At 63.5% G+C, this 14,513-nt stretch carries 11 protein-coding genes; 2 read left to right on the forward strand and 9 right to left on the reverse strand.

The window, feature by feature from the left end; translation table 11 throughout:
• Positions 1 to 2: 2 nt before the first annotated feature.
• The 7 genes from IPQ13_06415 to rpsU form a co-directional block, all read right to left on the reverse strand.
• The gene (locus IPQ13_06415) at positions 3 to 1,796 is read right to left on the reverse strand and encodes a mucoidy inhibitor MuiA family protein (protein ID MBL0210534.1); all 1,794 of its coding nucleotides are present in this window, start codon (positions 1,794 to 1,796) and stop codon (positions 3 to 5) included.
• 126 nt (positions 1,797 to 1,922) lie between these two features.
• Positions 1,923 to 3,626 carry a mucoidy inhibitor MuiA family protein gene (locus IPQ13_06420; protein MBL0210535.1) on the reverse strand — a complete coding sequence of 568 codons (1,704 nt, stop codon included), beginning with the start codon at positions 3,624 to 3,626 and terminating at the stop codon, positions 1,923 to 1,925.
• A gap of 39 nt (positions 3,627 to 3,665) precedes the next feature.
• Positions 3,666 to 5,102, reverse strand: a complete 1,437-nt coding sequence (locus IPQ13_06425; GenBank protein MBL0210536.1) for a DUF4139 domain-containing protein — start codon at positions 5,100 to 5,102, stop codon at positions 3,666 to 3,668.
• 300 nt (positions 5,103 to 5,402) lie between these two features.
• Positions 5,403 to 5,828, reverse strand: a complete 426-nt coding sequence (locus IPQ13_06430) for an SRPBCC family protein (protein MBL0210537.1) — start codon at positions 5,826 to 5,828, stop codon at positions 5,403 to 5,405.
• Positions 5,829 to 5,994: 166 nt separating this feature from the next.
• Entirely contained in the window at positions 5,995 to 7,911 is a 1,917-nt protein-coding gene (locus IPQ13_06435; protein ID MBL0210538.1) for a hypothetical protein, read from the reverse strand.
• Positions 7,912 to 8,127: 216 nt separating this feature from the next.
• Positions 8,128 to 10,560 carry a Smr/MutS family protein gene (locus IPQ13_06440; GenBank protein MBL0210539.1) on the reverse strand — a complete coding sequence of 811 codons (2,433 nt, stop codon included), beginning with the start codon at positions 10,558 to 10,560 and terminating at the stop codon, positions 8,128 to 8,130.
• A 114-nt stretch (positions 10,561 to 10,674) separates the two neighbouring features.
• Complete coding sequence (gene rpsU, locus IPQ13_06445; GenBank protein MBL0210540.1) at positions 10,675 to 10,887, reverse strand: 30S ribosomal protein S21; 213 nt, start codon at positions 10,885 to 10,887, stop codon at positions 10,675 to 10,677.
• A 177-nt stretch (positions 10,888 to 11,064) separates the two neighbouring features.
• Between rpsU and IPQ13_06450 the strand changes: the two genes are divergently transcribed.
• Together IPQ13_06450 and IPQ13_06455 are read left to right on the forward strand one after the other, a co-directional pair.
• Positions 11,065 to 13,560, forward strand: a complete 2,496-nt coding sequence (locus IPQ13_06450) for a protein kinase (protein ID MBL0210541.1) — start codon at positions 11,065 to 11,067, stop codon at positions 13,558 to 13,560.
• A gap of 176 nt (positions 13,561 to 13,736) precedes the next feature.
• On the forward strand, positions 13,737 to 13,970 hold the full coding sequence (locus IPQ13_06455; protein ID MBL0210542.1) for a hypothetical protein: 234 nt from the start codon (positions 13,737 to 13,739) through the stop codon (positions 13,968 to 13,970).
• 95 nt (positions 13,971 to 14,065) lie between these two features.
• On the opposite strand, the gene IPQ13_06460 is transcribed toward IPQ13_06455, so the two are convergent.
• The gene (locus IPQ13_06460; protein MBL0210543.1) at positions 14,066 to 14,326 is read right to left on the reverse strand and encodes a zinc finger Ran-binding domain-containing family 2 protein; all 261 of its coding nucleotides are present in this window, start codon (positions 14,324 to 14,326) and stop codon (positions 14,066 to 14,068) included.
• A 2-nt stretch (positions 14,327 to 14,328) separates the two neighbouring features.
• On the reverse strand, positions 14,329 to 14,511 hold the full coding sequence (locus IPQ13_06465) for a hypothetical protein (protein ID MBL0210544.1): 183 nt from the start codon (positions 14,509 to 14,511) through the stop codon (positions 14,329 to 14,331).
• Between the last annotated feature and the right edge of the window lie 2 nt (positions 14,512 to 14,513).

The following is a 14,513-nucleotide window of genomic DNA, read 5'->3' on the forward strand; positions in this document are numbered from 1 at the left end:
TGTTACTCCAGCCCCAGCTCTTTAAGCCCGGTCAGGTCCCCTTCCTTGGGCGCTTTGATCACAAGCCCAAGGTCGATGCCCTGGAGGCTCTTGGGCGAAACCTTCAGCCGCCAGGCTTGCACGAAGGGGCTGCGGGCTTCGGCTCCGGCCGTGGTGTTGGGCGTAGCCTCGATCTGCACGGATTCATGGATGCTCCTGGCGATGCGGTCCTGCACTTCCACATCCAGGAGATCCTCTGTATCGTTCGCCACGGAGATGTGTTCCTGCAATTCCCAAGCACGCCCGTCGCCATGGGCGAGAATTTCTTCCTTCACCAGATCCCTCACGGTGTTGTTCTGGTACTGCCGCGTCTCGGTCACCTTCGTCATGCGGTAGGGACGTTTTTCGCTTACGCGCTGCAAACCTACACGGAGACCTTGGTAAGGGCCGAAGCTCAACTCGAAGGCTTGGTTGGGAGCGGGAATTGCGAGGTTCCCAGCGCCCATGCGCATGGAGCCGACCGACCGCAGGATGGAGGCGCCGGGGAACATGGGCATCCGGGCTGGTGCCGCGAACCGCACCACTTGGTAGGGCGTTGGATCCAAGCGCGGCGCCACGACGATCTGGAGGCTCGGGCGCAGGGACTCGCTCGCCACAATGAACCGGTGCGCATCGCCATCCGATGGCACATCCTTGGGGCCATCCAGTGTCCAGGTCTGGGCCAGGCCCTTGGCTTCCTCCAGTGATGCGGCAGGCGCTTCCAGAACGGGCAGGGGCTTGGGTTCGGGGGGCTGGTAGGATGCTTTCGCGATGGACTCTCTGGAAAAGGATGCGGATGTCATCGCACGGGCCGCATCCACGCTCGCCGCGCTCGCGACCACTTCGACGGTCGCCGACGCTCCCCGGTAGGGCACGGGCGGTGGTGTCCATCCGACGCGCGGAAAGGCGCTGAACTGCGGCATCTCCTGGACCCGGCTGGGGTGGCTGTTGCTCAACTCCATGTGGACGCCCTCCCAGGATTCGCCGGAACCTTGGGTCACTTCTGCGAAAAGCACCAGTTCCAAATTCTTCGCATCCTTGGCTAGCCGTGCCTCGTAACTGGGTTTCCAGCGGGCCTGGGAGGTGCGGTAGCTGATTTCCAGCTCCACCTCGCCGCCGCTGGGCGCGACCAGCTCAACGGTCACCTGGCTGGGATGCGGGTTCGTATCCAATTTGCCTTTCAATTTCTGCCACTCGGCTTCCATCTCGGACATATCCTTCCCGACCTTCGCGAGTTCCCGGCCTCGGGTCTGGGCCTGGGCGGCAAGTTCCGAGTAGCGTCCTTCCAAGGCTCGGCTCAGCTCCACCACGAACGCGCCGGAAGGGAGGGCGATCGAGGCGTTGCCGCTGCCTCCTCGCAGCAGATTCTGGGTCTCGTCGAGCAACCGGTTCGCTTTTTCGCCCGCTTCCTGTTGCGACTCCAACTGCGATTTGCGCTGGTGCAATGCTTCAAGTTTTGCCAGCAAGGCTTTGGATTCCGATGTCTCCGGAGCCACGTAGCGGTCCGGGCCAACCAGGATTTCGCCAAGCCGCGTGCCTTCGGGTCCTTTTGCCTGGACGCGGAGATCGTCGGCCTTCAGAGCTCCTGGAAGCTGCGCCAATTTGAGCCGATGCGTGCCTGCGCCGGGAATGCGGACCGTTCCTGTGCGCGTGACCCAGGCCTCGTCCGGGTGCACGCGGACGCTTTTGATAGGGGCCCGGAGCGGCAGCGGCGACTCAGCGCAGAGCAGACAGGTCAGCGTAGTCGCGAACGCAGGAAGGAGCAGGTGTCGTCGCATGGGAGCCTCGTGGAAGTTCATCCCATGCTCGCGCTTATTCTGGAGTTCTCCAGGGGGCCCAAGGCCTTGTTACTGTCGTTTTACAAAAGGGTGGCGGGATCAGAGGGAATTCTGGCCGTGGATGCATCACTGCGGCAGGTTCAATCCTTCAAGCCCGGAGATGCTGCCATCCATGGGGGCCTTGATGAGCGTGCCGAGATTCACGGTGCCGGTGGCTTTGGGGCCTACGCGCAGGGTCCAGGTGCGGACGCCGGAAACCCGTTCCACGAAGCCGGGCGTGCTCTCCGGAAGGGAGGCGATCTTCAGGTTTTCCACGGTGCTGTGCAGGGCGCGGTCGTGGAGTTCGATGTCCAGCGATTCCGAGGTGTCATTGCTGGCTTCGAGCTTTTCCCGAAGCGTCCATTGGCGTTCCTTGGTGAAGGTGCCGACCTGTTCCTTCTTCACGTCCACCCGCGCGAAGCTCACGCGCAGGCCACGGTAGGGACCGAAGCCCAGCTCGAATTTCTGGCCCGCGGAAGGCACCCAGAGTTGGGTCTGGCCCAGCCGTTGCGTGCCCGCGTACTGCACGATGGCGGCGCCCGGAAAGAGCGGGAAGGCGACGGGCGTGGCGAAGCGCGCGACCTGGTAGGCGCTTGCGTCGAGGCGCGGCGTGGCGGTGATCACCAGCTCCGGCTCGATGTCCTTGGCCAGGACCTTGAAGCGATGGGGCTCGCCATCGGAGGGGACATCCTTGGTGCCGTCCAAGTTGAAGGTGGTGGCGAGGCCGCCGGCTTCCTCGATGACGGAGGTGGCGCCTTCGGACATCTCCGTCGCGGCCACCACTCCAGGGGCTATCGAAGCGAAGGAATATATGTTTTGTGCAGGTGCGGGGGCAGGCATGGGTTTGGGCGTTTCAGGCGCGACGTTCAAAGCCAGCTCGCGCGCGTATCCTTCAGCCCTCGGCCTCGGTGCCCACCACGCCACATCTTGGCCTCCGTGGTACCGCGGAACGGCGAGGCTCCTGCTGGCCCTGGTGTTGCTGATCTCCAGCTTCACGCCTTCCCAGGACTCGCCACTGTGCTGGGTGATGGCCGCGAACAGGACCAGCTCCAATTTCTTGCGGTCGCCGGACAACCGGGCCTCGTAAGCCGGTGTCCAGCGGGCCGCGCGGGTCCGGTAGCTCAGCTCCAGCACCACGTCTCCGGCTTTGGGCGTGGTCATCTCCACGGTCACGCGGCTGGGCGCGCGGCGCTGGCCGCCGCTCTGCTGTTGCATCGCGGCTTCAAGACGGCGCTCCTCCTGGGTGAGTTTTTCCAGTTCCCGTTTGCGGCGGCGGTCCCGGAGCAAGATCTCGTGGGTGCTGGATTGGATCCCCTTGCCCATCTCCAGGAGCGTGGCCGTGGCGGGTGGCGCGCTCACCAGTTTCAGGGACACATCCTTCTCGTAGGTGGATTGGAGATTGCGCAGGAATGTGAGCTGCTGGTTCAAGGATTCGCCTTCGGCTTCCAGGGCGTCCCGCCGGTCCCGCAGGCCTTCCCGTTCCTTCAGCAGCGCCTTGTATTCGAGGGTCTCAGTGACCACCCGCACCTCGGAATTCACCGCCAGATCGCCCAGCCGCGAACCATCGGGCCCCTTTGCGGTGACCCGCAGGTCATCCAGGCCCAGGCCCGGCGGAAGATCCTTCACAACCAGCTTCGCGGTTCCGGAACCCGTAATGCGCGCCTCGCCGATCCGCGTCACCCAAGCCTCGTCCGGATGCAGCCGCACCCGCGTGATGGGCGCGTCCAGCGGTGTGGGAGTCTGGGCCGCGAGGCAGAGGCTCAAGGCCGGGATAAACAGGGAAATGCGCATGGGTTCTCCAGGGATTAGCGATCGCAATTAGGAATTCCTTCACCATTTCGTCCGCACGCGGTAGGTCAATTTGGCGCTGCCTTCGGATGGAACAATGACTTTGAATTTCGCGGCGCCGGCGGCTTCCTTGGTGTGGGGATGGCTTTGCTGGATGATCTCCCAGTCGCCGTAGATGGGCTCCAGCACGGAGACCGTGACGGCCTCCTTCTTGGCGTTTTTCAGCTCGACCTCGAAAGCGGTCTCGTAGTTGTAATGGTATTTGCCGATGGCGCCCAGGCTCTTGTAGTCCGTCTGCTTGCGCCGCGCGGTGACATCGAAGGCGTCGCCGAGCTTCAGGCGCACGGTTTCGTTCTTGGGCGTGTGGTCGATGGCGTCTTCGCCGATGAATTGCGCCCGGCCTTCGGAATCGCGCTTGTAGACCCGCACCACGCCTTTGGGCAGGGGCATGCCCATGCGATTGGCTTCGCGGTTATCGAACTCGACGAAGACGCCGACTTTCAATTTCGCGCCGATCTCGCCATAGCTGCCTTGGTAGTAGTAGCTTTCGCCGCGCAGCAGATACTCTTTCCGCACCGGGACGTTGGAGGCGCTGAGCAGGGCCACCTGCTTGGTCTGGGCCGCCTTGAGGGTGGTGGGCCGGTCCAGTGTGTACAGGTGGTATTCGAAGAGGTTTTCCTCTTGCATTTGCGGCGCCGCCGCCGCCATCTCCATCTTCATGCCTGCGCCGTTCTTGTAAGCTCTTCGCGGTTCCGGAGCCCGGTTCACGTCGCCCGCGACCAGCTGCAAGGTCGCGTTGGGATAGGCCGCGCCGCTGGTGTTGGTGAGCGTCACCCAGCCGCTCAGGTCCATGGTCTTTTCGTCCGAGGCCAGGTTCGCCACGTAGTCCGCCCGCCAGCCCAGGCCGCCCGTGAGGTAGCTGAGTTCCAGCTTCTGGGCGGCGGCGATCGGAGAGTTCAGGGAGATCACCAACGTAGGCCGCGCCCGCAGGTTCTCCGGAACTTTTGGGAAGACGATGCGCCCCACATAGCTGGTCTCGATGCGGTCGGGGAATTGCAGCACCGTGCCGCTGTTGGTCGCGAGCACCAGGGCTTCTTCCCGCTTCTCGACAGCCTTGCCGTTTTCCTCACGTTGAATCGTGATGATGCCCACCCTTTCGCCGACGTATTTTTCGAGCAGTTTTTGCGGTGTGAGCAGATCGAAATCGAAATTCTGCTCCGCGACCCAGAACCCTTCAGGGTGCGTGATGTCGCGCAACAGCGCGGTTTCGGGCCGGATCTGCGCCGAGACTTCCTGGAAAGCCAGGGCCACCTCGCCCTTGGGCAACCGCACTTCCCGGGTGTCCTTCACCAGCGCCAGGTTCTCGTTGTAGATGGTCACTGCCAGGGACTGCTGATCCTTTTGGGTGGTGGGAATCTCCTTCAACTGCGCGCAAAGCGGCAGCGCGGCCAGCAACAGGGCGAGAGGCGGCATTCTCATGGAAGGCTCCGGGATGTGCCTTCATGATGCCTTGAAAGAAAAGTTGGTGCCCATGAATGCGGCGCCGAGGACCAAGTCCCAAGTCCCAGGTCCAAAGCTCCGTTTCAGTGGATTTTCATCCGTGTGGCTTGAACTACTTTTCAATATGGGAAGGAAACCTCGGCTGATCCATCCTCTCCGATGGCAACTTGGCCAAACCAGTGTCGGTAAGGGGCTCGGCGTTCGCAGCTCCTTGCTGCTTGAGACTTGAGACTTGGGACTTGAGACTTGGGACTTGAGACTTGGGACTTGGGACTTTTTTCAGCCCAGCCCGCCCGCCTCCGCGAGTTCCTGGATCTTCGCGAGGGCGCTGTCCAGCTGGGCCTTCAGCAATTTCTCGGCGCCCATCATCTTCATCATGGGTGGCAGGTCGGCTTCATCCACGATCCGCAGGCTGCAGCCATCGCCGGCCGGCGTGATCTCGAAGCGCAGGGTGTGGTCGAACATCTTCTTGGCACCGGGCACGAGCGTGATGAGGGTGGGCGCAACCCTTTCGCCGATGAGCGCTTCCACGGGCATGGTCATGCCCATCACTTCGATCTTGTAGCGGTGGCTGTCCGCTTCGCCGCTGAAATCCTTGGCCGCGGGTTCCAAGAATGCGCGGTGGTTGGAGAGATCCGCGAGAAACGTGAATAGCTTCTCCGCGGGCAAGGCAAGGGCGGCGGCATCTGTGGCAATCGAGGTCATGGAACCCATCCTGTTTTCAAACCTCGATTGTGGCAGGTGTCGCTGGACAAAGCCTTCGCCGAAAAACACCTCCACACGGCACCCCGGCGAGGAAACAGGGCGAGTGCAGCCACCTGCGCGGATTGCGAGTTGAAAACCGCCTTTGAAATGGGTTTTGAATCCAGCCTCAAAACACCGTGAGGCTGAAATTGACACTGGAGGGCCCGGTGGAGGGGGTTCCCGTTCCACTTTGCTGGATGGTGAACCCGAGGGTCCCGGTGTTCATCCCGACCATATAGCCGGAACAGGGGAAGGAGGGGTTGATGGCCGAAGCGCTGCCCACGGGGATGGTGCCTCCGGTTTGATCCAGGTTGACGAAGGCCATGGGGTTCGAGGTGGTCCATTGCAGGGGCACATTGCCCGTGTTGGTGATGATGATGGGGGAGAAGGGAGTGGGGCAGGGAGAAACCCCGATCTGGTGGGAGAGGAATTCGGAAACCGTGGAAAAGGTGTGGGTGATGATCGCCGGCGTGCCGGAGAAATCGAGGATGCCCGTGGCCATGCCTTCCCCGAGGTAGACGCCGCCTGGGACGAAGATTGCGGGAGGATCCACGGGATCCACGTCAACTCGCCAATGGGAAGGAAGCGCAGCCTGGTTCGGGCTGGTCGCGGTGCCCGCAACCGTGACGGTGGCCGGAGTGCCCGCGATCGGATCGAAAGCTCCAATGGGCACCGGTGGGGCGGGCGGAGGCGCCCAGGGAAGGACGAGGGCGACATTGCCGTCCAGCTTGGTGAACGAATAGGTGAAGGTCCCTGCGGTGGGTGCCCAGTTGGACACGACGAATTGTGCGGGCAGGATTCCGACCCCGCCCGGGAAGGTGTAAGGCCCGCCCGGTTGCACCGTGACGATCGGAACCTTCTTGATTGGCGGGCCGGGAAGGGCCGGAAGGTGGACTAGGTAGTCCTCGACCTCGCCGGAGCTGAAGGAACCGCTGCCGTCCCAGGTGGCCGTGGAGATCTGGTCCCGGGTGAGCGCGATGCGCATCCAGGCGGGATCCGGGAGGATGTTGCCGTTGGAGAAGGCGAAGGCAGGAGGAGAGACAGTAGTGGTGGTTCCGGCCGCGGGCAGGGTGACGGGCTGGTTCTGGACCACCCATTCGGAAGCCCCGTCCCAGACGCCGTTCATGTTCTTGTCGAAGACCGTATTCAGGTACATGGTTCCGCCGGGGCTTCCCGACGGGGCGGTCACCCGCACCGTGATCGCCGCCGGGGGCGGAATCGATGTGAGGACGACGATCATGTTCTGAAGTCCATCCTCATCGGTAAAATCGCCAAGGACCGCGTCGGCGGCCAAGCTGGCCAGAGTTCCGAGGGTCCCGTCCGCGGTGCTCTGGGTCCGCGCTCCGTTGTGGGCGAGCAGGGTCGGAAAGCCACCGACCTGGGCAGGGTTGATGATCCCGAAGACATTGGGGTACCCGGTGGCGGTCCCGTCGGGCGCTTCCCCGAAATTGAAGACGGTGGGAGCCGTCACGGTCACGGTCACGCTCCGCGTGGCCGTGGCCGTGACCGCGCCCTGGGTGTTGGATGCGGTGAGGGTGTAAGTAGTGGTGGCCGATGGGTTGACGGTTTTGCATGTGCCCGTGACGGGGCCCACGCCCTGGTCGATGCTCAGGCCCGTGGCGCCCGTGACGGTCCAGCAGATGGTGCTGGGCTCGGACGCCGCGAGGCTGGCGGGCGTGGCCGTCAAACTGCTGATCACCGGGGCGGGCACCACGATCACGGTGGCGGTGGCGGTGGCGGATCCGGTGGCGTTGGTGGCGGTGAGGGTATAGGTGGCGGTGGCCGCCGGGCTCACGGTCTTGCTGGTGCCGGTCACCGCTCCGACACCTTGGTCGATGGCCAGGCTTGTGGCCCCGGAAACACTCCAGGACAGAGTGCTGCTCTGTCCGGCGGGAATGGCGCTGGGCGTGGCCGTGAAGGCAGCGATCGTGGGCGCAGGTGCGGGCGTGCCGCCGCCTCCGCTGCTTCCCCCGCAGGACACGAGCATGGGGAGGGACGCTGCCAGAAGCGTCCAGGAAATGATTCGCAGCGACCGGATACGCATGAATCCTCCAAAGAATGCGCGGCGAGGGCAACTGAGGATGAGTCCAATTTGAACGGAATCGGTGCCCAAATATGCGGCCTGGGGAAGGAAGCGCAAGGGGAAAAATGGAGGGCAGGGGACGCGCTCCAGCAGACTCCCTGTGGTTGGGATAGACGGAAGGCCGGCTTCCGGATCAGGGGACTCCCGGAGTGGCTTCGTTGGTCCCGCGAGGGATCCTCAGCGGAGCGTGATGAGCGTGGCTCCGGCCCCGCCCTGGCTCAAGGGGGCGTCCTCGATGCCCTTGATGCCAGGGTGCCCCTGCAGCGCTAAGCGCACGGCACTCTTCAGGCGGCCGGTGCCGTGGCCGTGGACGATGCGGATGTGCAGCCGCCCCCCTGCGATGGCGCTTTCCACGAAACGGTGGACCTCCATGTCCACGTCGTCGCTGGCGCGGCCGATGAGGTTCAGTTCTTCCCAAGCTTCGCCGCTGTCCACCCGCACCCGCACCCGGCCTTCGCTGGCCTTCGGCGGTTCAAGTTCTTTGCGATGGAGGGCGTCGAGTTCGCCGGCCCTGGCTTCGAACCGCTTGCCGGGAGCCACTTCCAGGGTCACCCGGTCGCCCTTCATGGCGACCACGCGGCCTTCCAATCCCAGACCTCGGTGGCGGGCGAAGCCGTCCAGCTTGAGGCTTGGAAGATCTTTGTCCGGATTGGATTTGGGGGATTTTGGCTTCAGCTCGGAGGCGGCGATTTTCGTGAGCAGCTTCACCCGTTCGTGGGCCTCCATGCCGATGCGGTCGGCATTTTCTGAAGCCCTGGATTTCGATTTCAGCTCTTTCACGAGGCGCTTGCCTTCGTGATCCAGGAAATCCAGCACGCGCTCCACTTTTTGGGCCCCGTCCCGCTGGGTTTTTTCCTGGGACTCGCGGAGCTGCTCTTCACGCTGCCCCAGGATTCTGCGGTCCTTTTCGAGGCTCTGCTGGCCCAGGCGCAATTCGGCTTCGAGCTGGAGCACCCGCAGGCGGTCCGCCTCGAGTTTCCGGAGGAATTCCCGCCAGTCCTTTTCCCGCCTCCCCAGGACCTGGTCGGCGTGGTCGAGGACCTGGGGCGGCAGGCCCAGGCGCCGGGCGATGGATAGCGCGCGGCTCTGGCCCGGAAGGCCCACCATCAGGTGGTAGGTGGGCGCGAGCTTTTCCTCGTCGAATTGCACGGAGGCGTTCTGGAAGCGGGGGTTGGAAAGAGCCCACTGGCTGATCTCGCCCAGGTGGGTGGAACAAAGCACCCAGGCGCCGCGGCGGCTCAGGGCCTTCAGGATGGCGATGCCCAACGCCGCGCCTTCCTTGGGGTCGGTGCCGGTGCCCAGTTCATCCAGCAGCACCAGGCCGCCGGGTTTGGCATGCTGGAGGATGCTTTTCACATGGAGGATGTGGCTGGAAAAAGTGGAAAGGCTGCCCAAGAGCGATTGGTGGTCCCCGATGTCCGCGTGCAAGCTCGGCAAGGAGGGCAGGGAGCTTCCTTTTTCGGCGGGAATGGCGCAGCCTGCGTGCCCCAGGCAGGCCAGCAGGCCCACGGTCTTCAGCACCACGGTCTTGCCGCCGGTGTTGGAACCCGAGATCACCAGGCCCGGGCGGTCCTCATGCAAATCGAGGGACAGGGGCACCACCTCGTGGTCGAGCGGCTCCAGCTCCAGGGCATCGCGCACCTTGGCCAGCAACAGCGGGTGGCGGGCGAGGGCCAGATGCAGCCGAGGGGCATCCAGTTCCGGCAAGCAGCCTTCGCAGAGGCTCTGCCAGCGGAGCAGCGCGAGGATCTCATCCACCTCCCCCTGGAAGCTGCGCCAACGGACGAAGTCTTCGCGGCGCTCCCGCAGCTCTTCCAGCAGGCGCCTCAGGAAAGCCTGGACCGCTTGCGAATAGGCGCTGTCGGCCTCCACAAAATCGTTGTTGAGCGGCACCGCTCCCATGGGTTCAAGAAATAGCGTGGCGCCCGTGCTGGAACGGTCCAGCACCAGGCCCTCCACCTGTCCCCGGCGGTCCGTGCGGACCGGCAGGCAGAATCGCCCGTTGCGCTCCACGATGGAGGCTTCCTGGAAGGCATCCGCCTGTTCCCTGAGGTACCGGTTCAACCTGGCCTGCACCGATTGGAAGGCGCGCTGGCGGTGGCTGTGCAGTTCGGCCAGGCCAGGCACTTTCAGGGCGTCCAACAGGCCGTCTTCGGTGAAGACGCGGCGGAAACGATCTGCGAGCGGGGCCGGGTCCGGAAGCAAGCCTGCGGTGATGTGCAGACAATCGATGCCCGGATGCGTGCCTCCGGGTGGATCCAGATCCGCGGGCCAGCCGATGCTTGCGACCGACTTCAGCAATTGTGACAAGGCCGGAAGCCCCTCCCGGAAACTCCGCCAGTGATCCGGAAGCAGCCAACCTGCGGGGTTCAGCAATTCATCGAGGGCGGCGTCGAGGCTGGAGATGGGTAGAGCCCCCGGGCGCTCCCGCCACAGCGGCTCCAGCTCCAACTGCCGCAACCGCCGGATGGCCGCCCGGCCGTCGAAAGGATGCATGGCTTCGACTGCCGCACGCGCGGCCTGGGTCCTCGCCCCGGACTTGATCAGCTCGCGCAGGTCCGGAAATTCCAGGGCCTCCAGCTCGGCTTGGGTGGGTTTGGAAATGCGCATGGGTTGATTGTGGATTCGAAGGCTCGGGAACGGGGGTGCCAATGGCTTCGGCTTCAAAGAAAAAGGCCCGTCTGAACGGGCCTTTTTCTTCCTCGACAAGTTACTGGCCTTGGATCAGGCGCCCTTCATGAGGCGGCGCTCCTGGGAGAGGCGCTTGAGGGTCTTCTTGCGGGCGGCGAGCATCTTCCGCTTCCGCTTCGCGGAGGGCTTTTCGAAATGCTGGCGCTTTTTGAGCTCGCTCAGGATCCCTGACTTCTCGCACTTGCGCTTGAAGCGTCGCAGAGCGTTTTCGAACGTCTCGTCTTCCTTGATTTTAACCAATGGCATGCAGTATCACCCCTTCCGCCTCAGATTCCGCCGGACCTGGAGGCCATGGCGGCCTTTCAGAATACACGAGAAGGGCTTTAAATCCATGCCTGAATTCCGGACCCGCCCCTGGCACGGCCGCTTTGGTTGCCGCTATCCTCGTACAAAGGCTACACTTTCATTTTATCAGAAGAAGGCATGTCCCGACCCCTCCTCCTCGTTGTGGATGGCGAGTCCTTAAAATCGCCAGCTTTGGTCGCTACCCTTGAGTTGGATGGCTGGGATATCCGTTGGGCCTCGAACCAGGAGGCCCGCCACTTCATTGATTGGGGCCTGGAACCGAATCTGATCCTGTTGGACCCAGCTCATGGCGGCGAAGCCTCCTTCGAGGTCGCCAAACTGTTCCTGGCCCGCCTTCCGGGGCTTCCGGTGCTGGTGCTGCAGGGGGAGGAAACGGCACCTTACGCGAACTTTCCGAAGGTCTTCAAGGGCTACCTGTCCAAGGATGATGCGGTCCAGACTTGGCCTTCGGCCCTCCGGGCCTATAAACCGGACCTGTCGCGGAGTTCTGGCAGGTTCAGTTCCGAGGACATCTTCGGGGATCTGCTGGCGGATATCGAAGGCGAAACGGCGCCGCCTGCCAAGGATGTGAAGCCGCGCCCGGAAAAGGCCAGCCCGCCGGCACCTCCAGCCCCGGTCGCGCCCAAGGCAGCGGCAGCGGCTCCGGCAGCGCCTGCGGCTCCGGTCGTCCCGGCGCCAGCGCCGCCCAGGCCGGCCACTCCCAAGACCGCGGAAACAAAACCCGTGGTGCCGAAGATCCAGCTTCCGAAATTTCTGTTGCCCGCGCCCAAAGCGCAGCCGGCGCCACCGGCCCCGGCCATCCCGAAAATCACACTGAATCCAGCCTCCAAGGCCGCGGTGAAACCAGTCTCGGCGGTGCCGAGCTCGTCGCCTTCGCACAGCGCCCTATCGATCCCTTCCCCCGCGGCCACCCAGGCCATGAAGATCGAGCCTTTTGTGCCGCCACCACCAGCGCCGCCGCCACCGAAGGCCGGACTGGACAGCGATGACATTTTCGGCGGACTCCTGGAAGAGCTTGAAGGGAACGCCGGCGGAGGCATCGGCGCCGTGCTGGCGCAACCGGCCCCTGACCCCGAAGTCCGGAAACCCGAAGCGGCGCCCCCTGTGCCCCAGCCACCGGCTGCGGCCGCAGCGTTGGTTCCGGAGGCTCCGAAACTGGCAGCCCCGCCGCCGCCTATGGCCCAGGACAAGTCCTCCGAGGCGGTTCCCAAGACTGGCGACCAGCAGGATGACGAGTACACCCTCAGCGGCATTTCCGGCATCTTTGATCCGTTCGCCCTGGAGGCCGAGGCCACGGGTTCGGCGAGCATCGCAGGCCCCACGATCATGGACCGCCCACCGGCGCCCCTGCCGCCCAGCCTTATGGGAACCCAGGCCTTTCCGGACATGTCCGAACCCGCGCCCGCCAATGTGCTGGAGGAGTACGGGAACTACTACCTGCTGGAAAAGATCGCCGTGGGAGGCATGGCGGAGCTCTTCAAGGCCAAACAGCGCGGCGTGCAGGGGTTCCAGAAGATCGTGGCCATCAAGCGCATCCTGCCTCATCTTTCGGACAACGAAGAGTTCGTCACCATGTTCATCGACGAAGCGAAGCTGGCGGCCCAGCTGACGCATCCGAACATCGTGCAGATCTTTGATCTCGGAAAGGCCTCGGGATCCTACTACATCGCCATGGAGTACGTGGATGGCAAGGACCTCCGCTCCCTGCTCCGGAAGGTGCGGGAATACCGGCTGCCCTTTCCGGAGCCCGTGGCTGCCTTCGTGACCATGAAAGTGGCGGTGGCCCTGGACCATGCCCACCGCAAGAAGGCGCTCAACGACCGGGAACTAAAGCTGGTCCACCGGGACATCAGTCCCCAGAACATCCTGATCAGCAGCGACGGCGCTGTGAAGCTCGTGGACTTCGGCATTGCCAAAGCAGCCACCAAGAACACCCAGACCCTGGCAGGCGCCCTGAAGGGGAAGCTCCTGTACATGAGTCCGGAGCAGGCCCTCGGCCAGCCCCTGGACAACCGGTCAGACCTCTATTCGCTGGGTCTCGTGCTCTTCGAACTTCTGACAGGCGAGCGCTGTTTCCACGCGGATTCCGAGCTGGGAGTGCTCGAAAAGGTGCGCATGGGCCGCATCAGCGATGTGCAATCCATCAATCCATCCATCTCCCGGGAGATGGCGGCCATCGTGAACAAGTGCCTGCAAAAAAACGTGGAGATGCGGTATCCGTCGGCCCGGTTCCTGGAGCGGGATCTCAAAGATCTGCTGGTGCGCCAATCCAGCGAACCCACGGATCACGATGTGGCGGAATACGTGAACGCCCTGCTCAAGGGCACGAAAGAGCAGGTGGAGGAAGTCATGTCCGCCCGGTTTGCAGTCCGGGTCTCGGATCTGGCCTTGAAAAAAGGCACTGGGATGCAATCCGGGGAACTGGCTCGGACCAAACTGGAGGATCAGCCCACCACCACCGCAGTGGTCCAGAAGCGGGCGCCAGCGCAGATTCCCATCCCCTTGCCGGAGCTGGAATCCATGGAATCCACCCGATCACCGTGGCTGGTCCGGGCGATCGTGCTGCTCCTGATCATCATTCCAGTCCTGATCTGGATCGCCTGGCACGCCTGAAGCTGGTTCCGCACGAACCGCCACTCTGGCCTCCGGGTAGTTGTTGAAAGACGGCTTAAACTCTGGCAAACCACTTTTAACCTTTGTATGCTTGGTTCCCTTGCTCTAGATTTGAAACCTCGATCACCCTTGTAATCCTGTTCCATCCACTCCACCATTTCCCAGGGAGGCCCCCCATGGACCTGAGCAACGACCAAACCCAGTTCTACGAACAGACCCGCGGACGCTGCAAAGCGGAAGTGGAGCAGATCAACAACACCATCGCCTCGGAAGTGCAGCGGGTGAAGGATCTGCTGACGAATCTGAGCAACCGAAAGGCCGCGGTCCTCCAGATGTACAGCGCCGCCTGCGCTGTGCTGGGCGAGGAAAACGAACTCGCCGGCGAAGAAGGCATGGATATCGAGTTCTAGCCGCCAAGAGGCTCCTGGAAAGCGCGCCCCGGTGGCGCGCTTTCCATATCTGGCTCAAGCCCGGGGGCGGCTGCCCAGGGCTGATACCTAGACGATCAAAGTCCCTTGCTCCCGAATAACGGAGCCGAACACCGGGAGCAGTTGGTCCGGTGCGTGGGGTTGCGGTGCCCGCAGTGGGAACAGATTTGATCGCGCTGGCGCTTGCGCATCCACAGCCGCAGATAGAGCAGCGCGCCGATCAGGATGATCAGCTGCAGTTTCATGCTGGGCGTCAGCACGTACCAAGGGCGCGGCCCGGCGGGCGGCTTGGGCGGTTCCTGCTGGAGTTCGACGGCGGGCTGGCGCATCAGTAACATGCCTAGTTATCAACTTTCAGAATGGCCAGGAAGGCTTCCTGCGGGATCTCCACATTGCCGATGGACTTCATGCGCTTCTTGCCACGGGGCCCCCTCCGCAAGGCCGCAGGCCGAGCGGGAGCACAGGACTTGATGTCCTGTGCGTTCGGGGGGTAGTCACGAGGAAGGCCGAAGCGCATGAACATGC

It is taken from the genome of Holophagaceae bacterium, assembly GCA_016720465.1.
In the GTDB taxonomy this organism is placed as follows: Bacteria; Acidobacteriota; Holophagae; order Holophagales; family Holophagaceae; genus JANXPB01.

Excerpts from the sequence above, each read along its gene's own strand:
- IPQ13_06440 (MBL0210539.1), bottom strand. The coding sequence starts at position 10,560 with ATGCGCATTTCCAAACCCACCCAAGCCGAGCTGGAGGCCCTGGAATTT.
- IPQ13_06435 (MBL0210538.1), bottom strand. The coding sequence starts at position 7,911 with ATGCGTATCCGGTCGCTGCGAATCATTTCCTGGACGCTTCTGGCAGCG.
- rpsU (MBL0210540.1), bottom strand. The coding sequence starts at position 10,887 with ATGCCATTGGTTAAAATCAAGGAAGACGAGACGTTCGAAAACGCTCTG.
- IPQ13_06425 (MBL0210536.1), bottom strand. The coding sequence starts at position 5,102 with ATGAGAATGCCGCCTCTCGCCCTGTTGCTGGCCGCGCTGCCGCTTTGC.
- IPQ13_06430 (MBL0210537.1), bottom strand. The coding sequence starts at position 5,828 with ATGACCTCGATTGCCACAGATGCCGCCGCCCTTGCCTTGCCCGCGGAG.
- IPQ13_06450 (MBL0210541.1), top strand. The coding sequence starts at position 11,065 with ATGTCCCGACCCCTCCTCCTCGTTGTGGATGGCGAGTCCTTAAAATCG.
- IPQ13_06465 (MBL0210544.1), bottom strand. The coding sequence starts at position 14,511 with ATGTTCATGCGCTTCGGCCTTCCTCGTGACTACCCCCCGAACGCACAG.
- IPQ13_06460 (MBL0210543.1), bottom strand. The coding sequence starts at position 14,326 with ATGTTACTGATGCGCCAGCCCGCCGTCGAACTCCAGCAGGAACCGCCC.
- IPQ13_06415 (MBL0210534.1), bottom strand. The coding sequence starts at position 1,796 with ATGCGACGACACCTGCTCCTTCCTGCGTTCGCGACTACGCTGACCTGT.
- IPQ13_06420 (MBL0210535.1), bottom strand. The coding sequence starts at position 3,626 with ATGCGCATTTCCCTGTTTATCCCGGCCTTGAGCCTCTGCCTCGCGGCC.
- IPQ13_06455 (MBL0210542.1), top strand. The coding sequence starts at position 13,737 with ATGGACCTGAGCAACGACCAAACCCAGTTCTACGAACAGACCCGCGGA.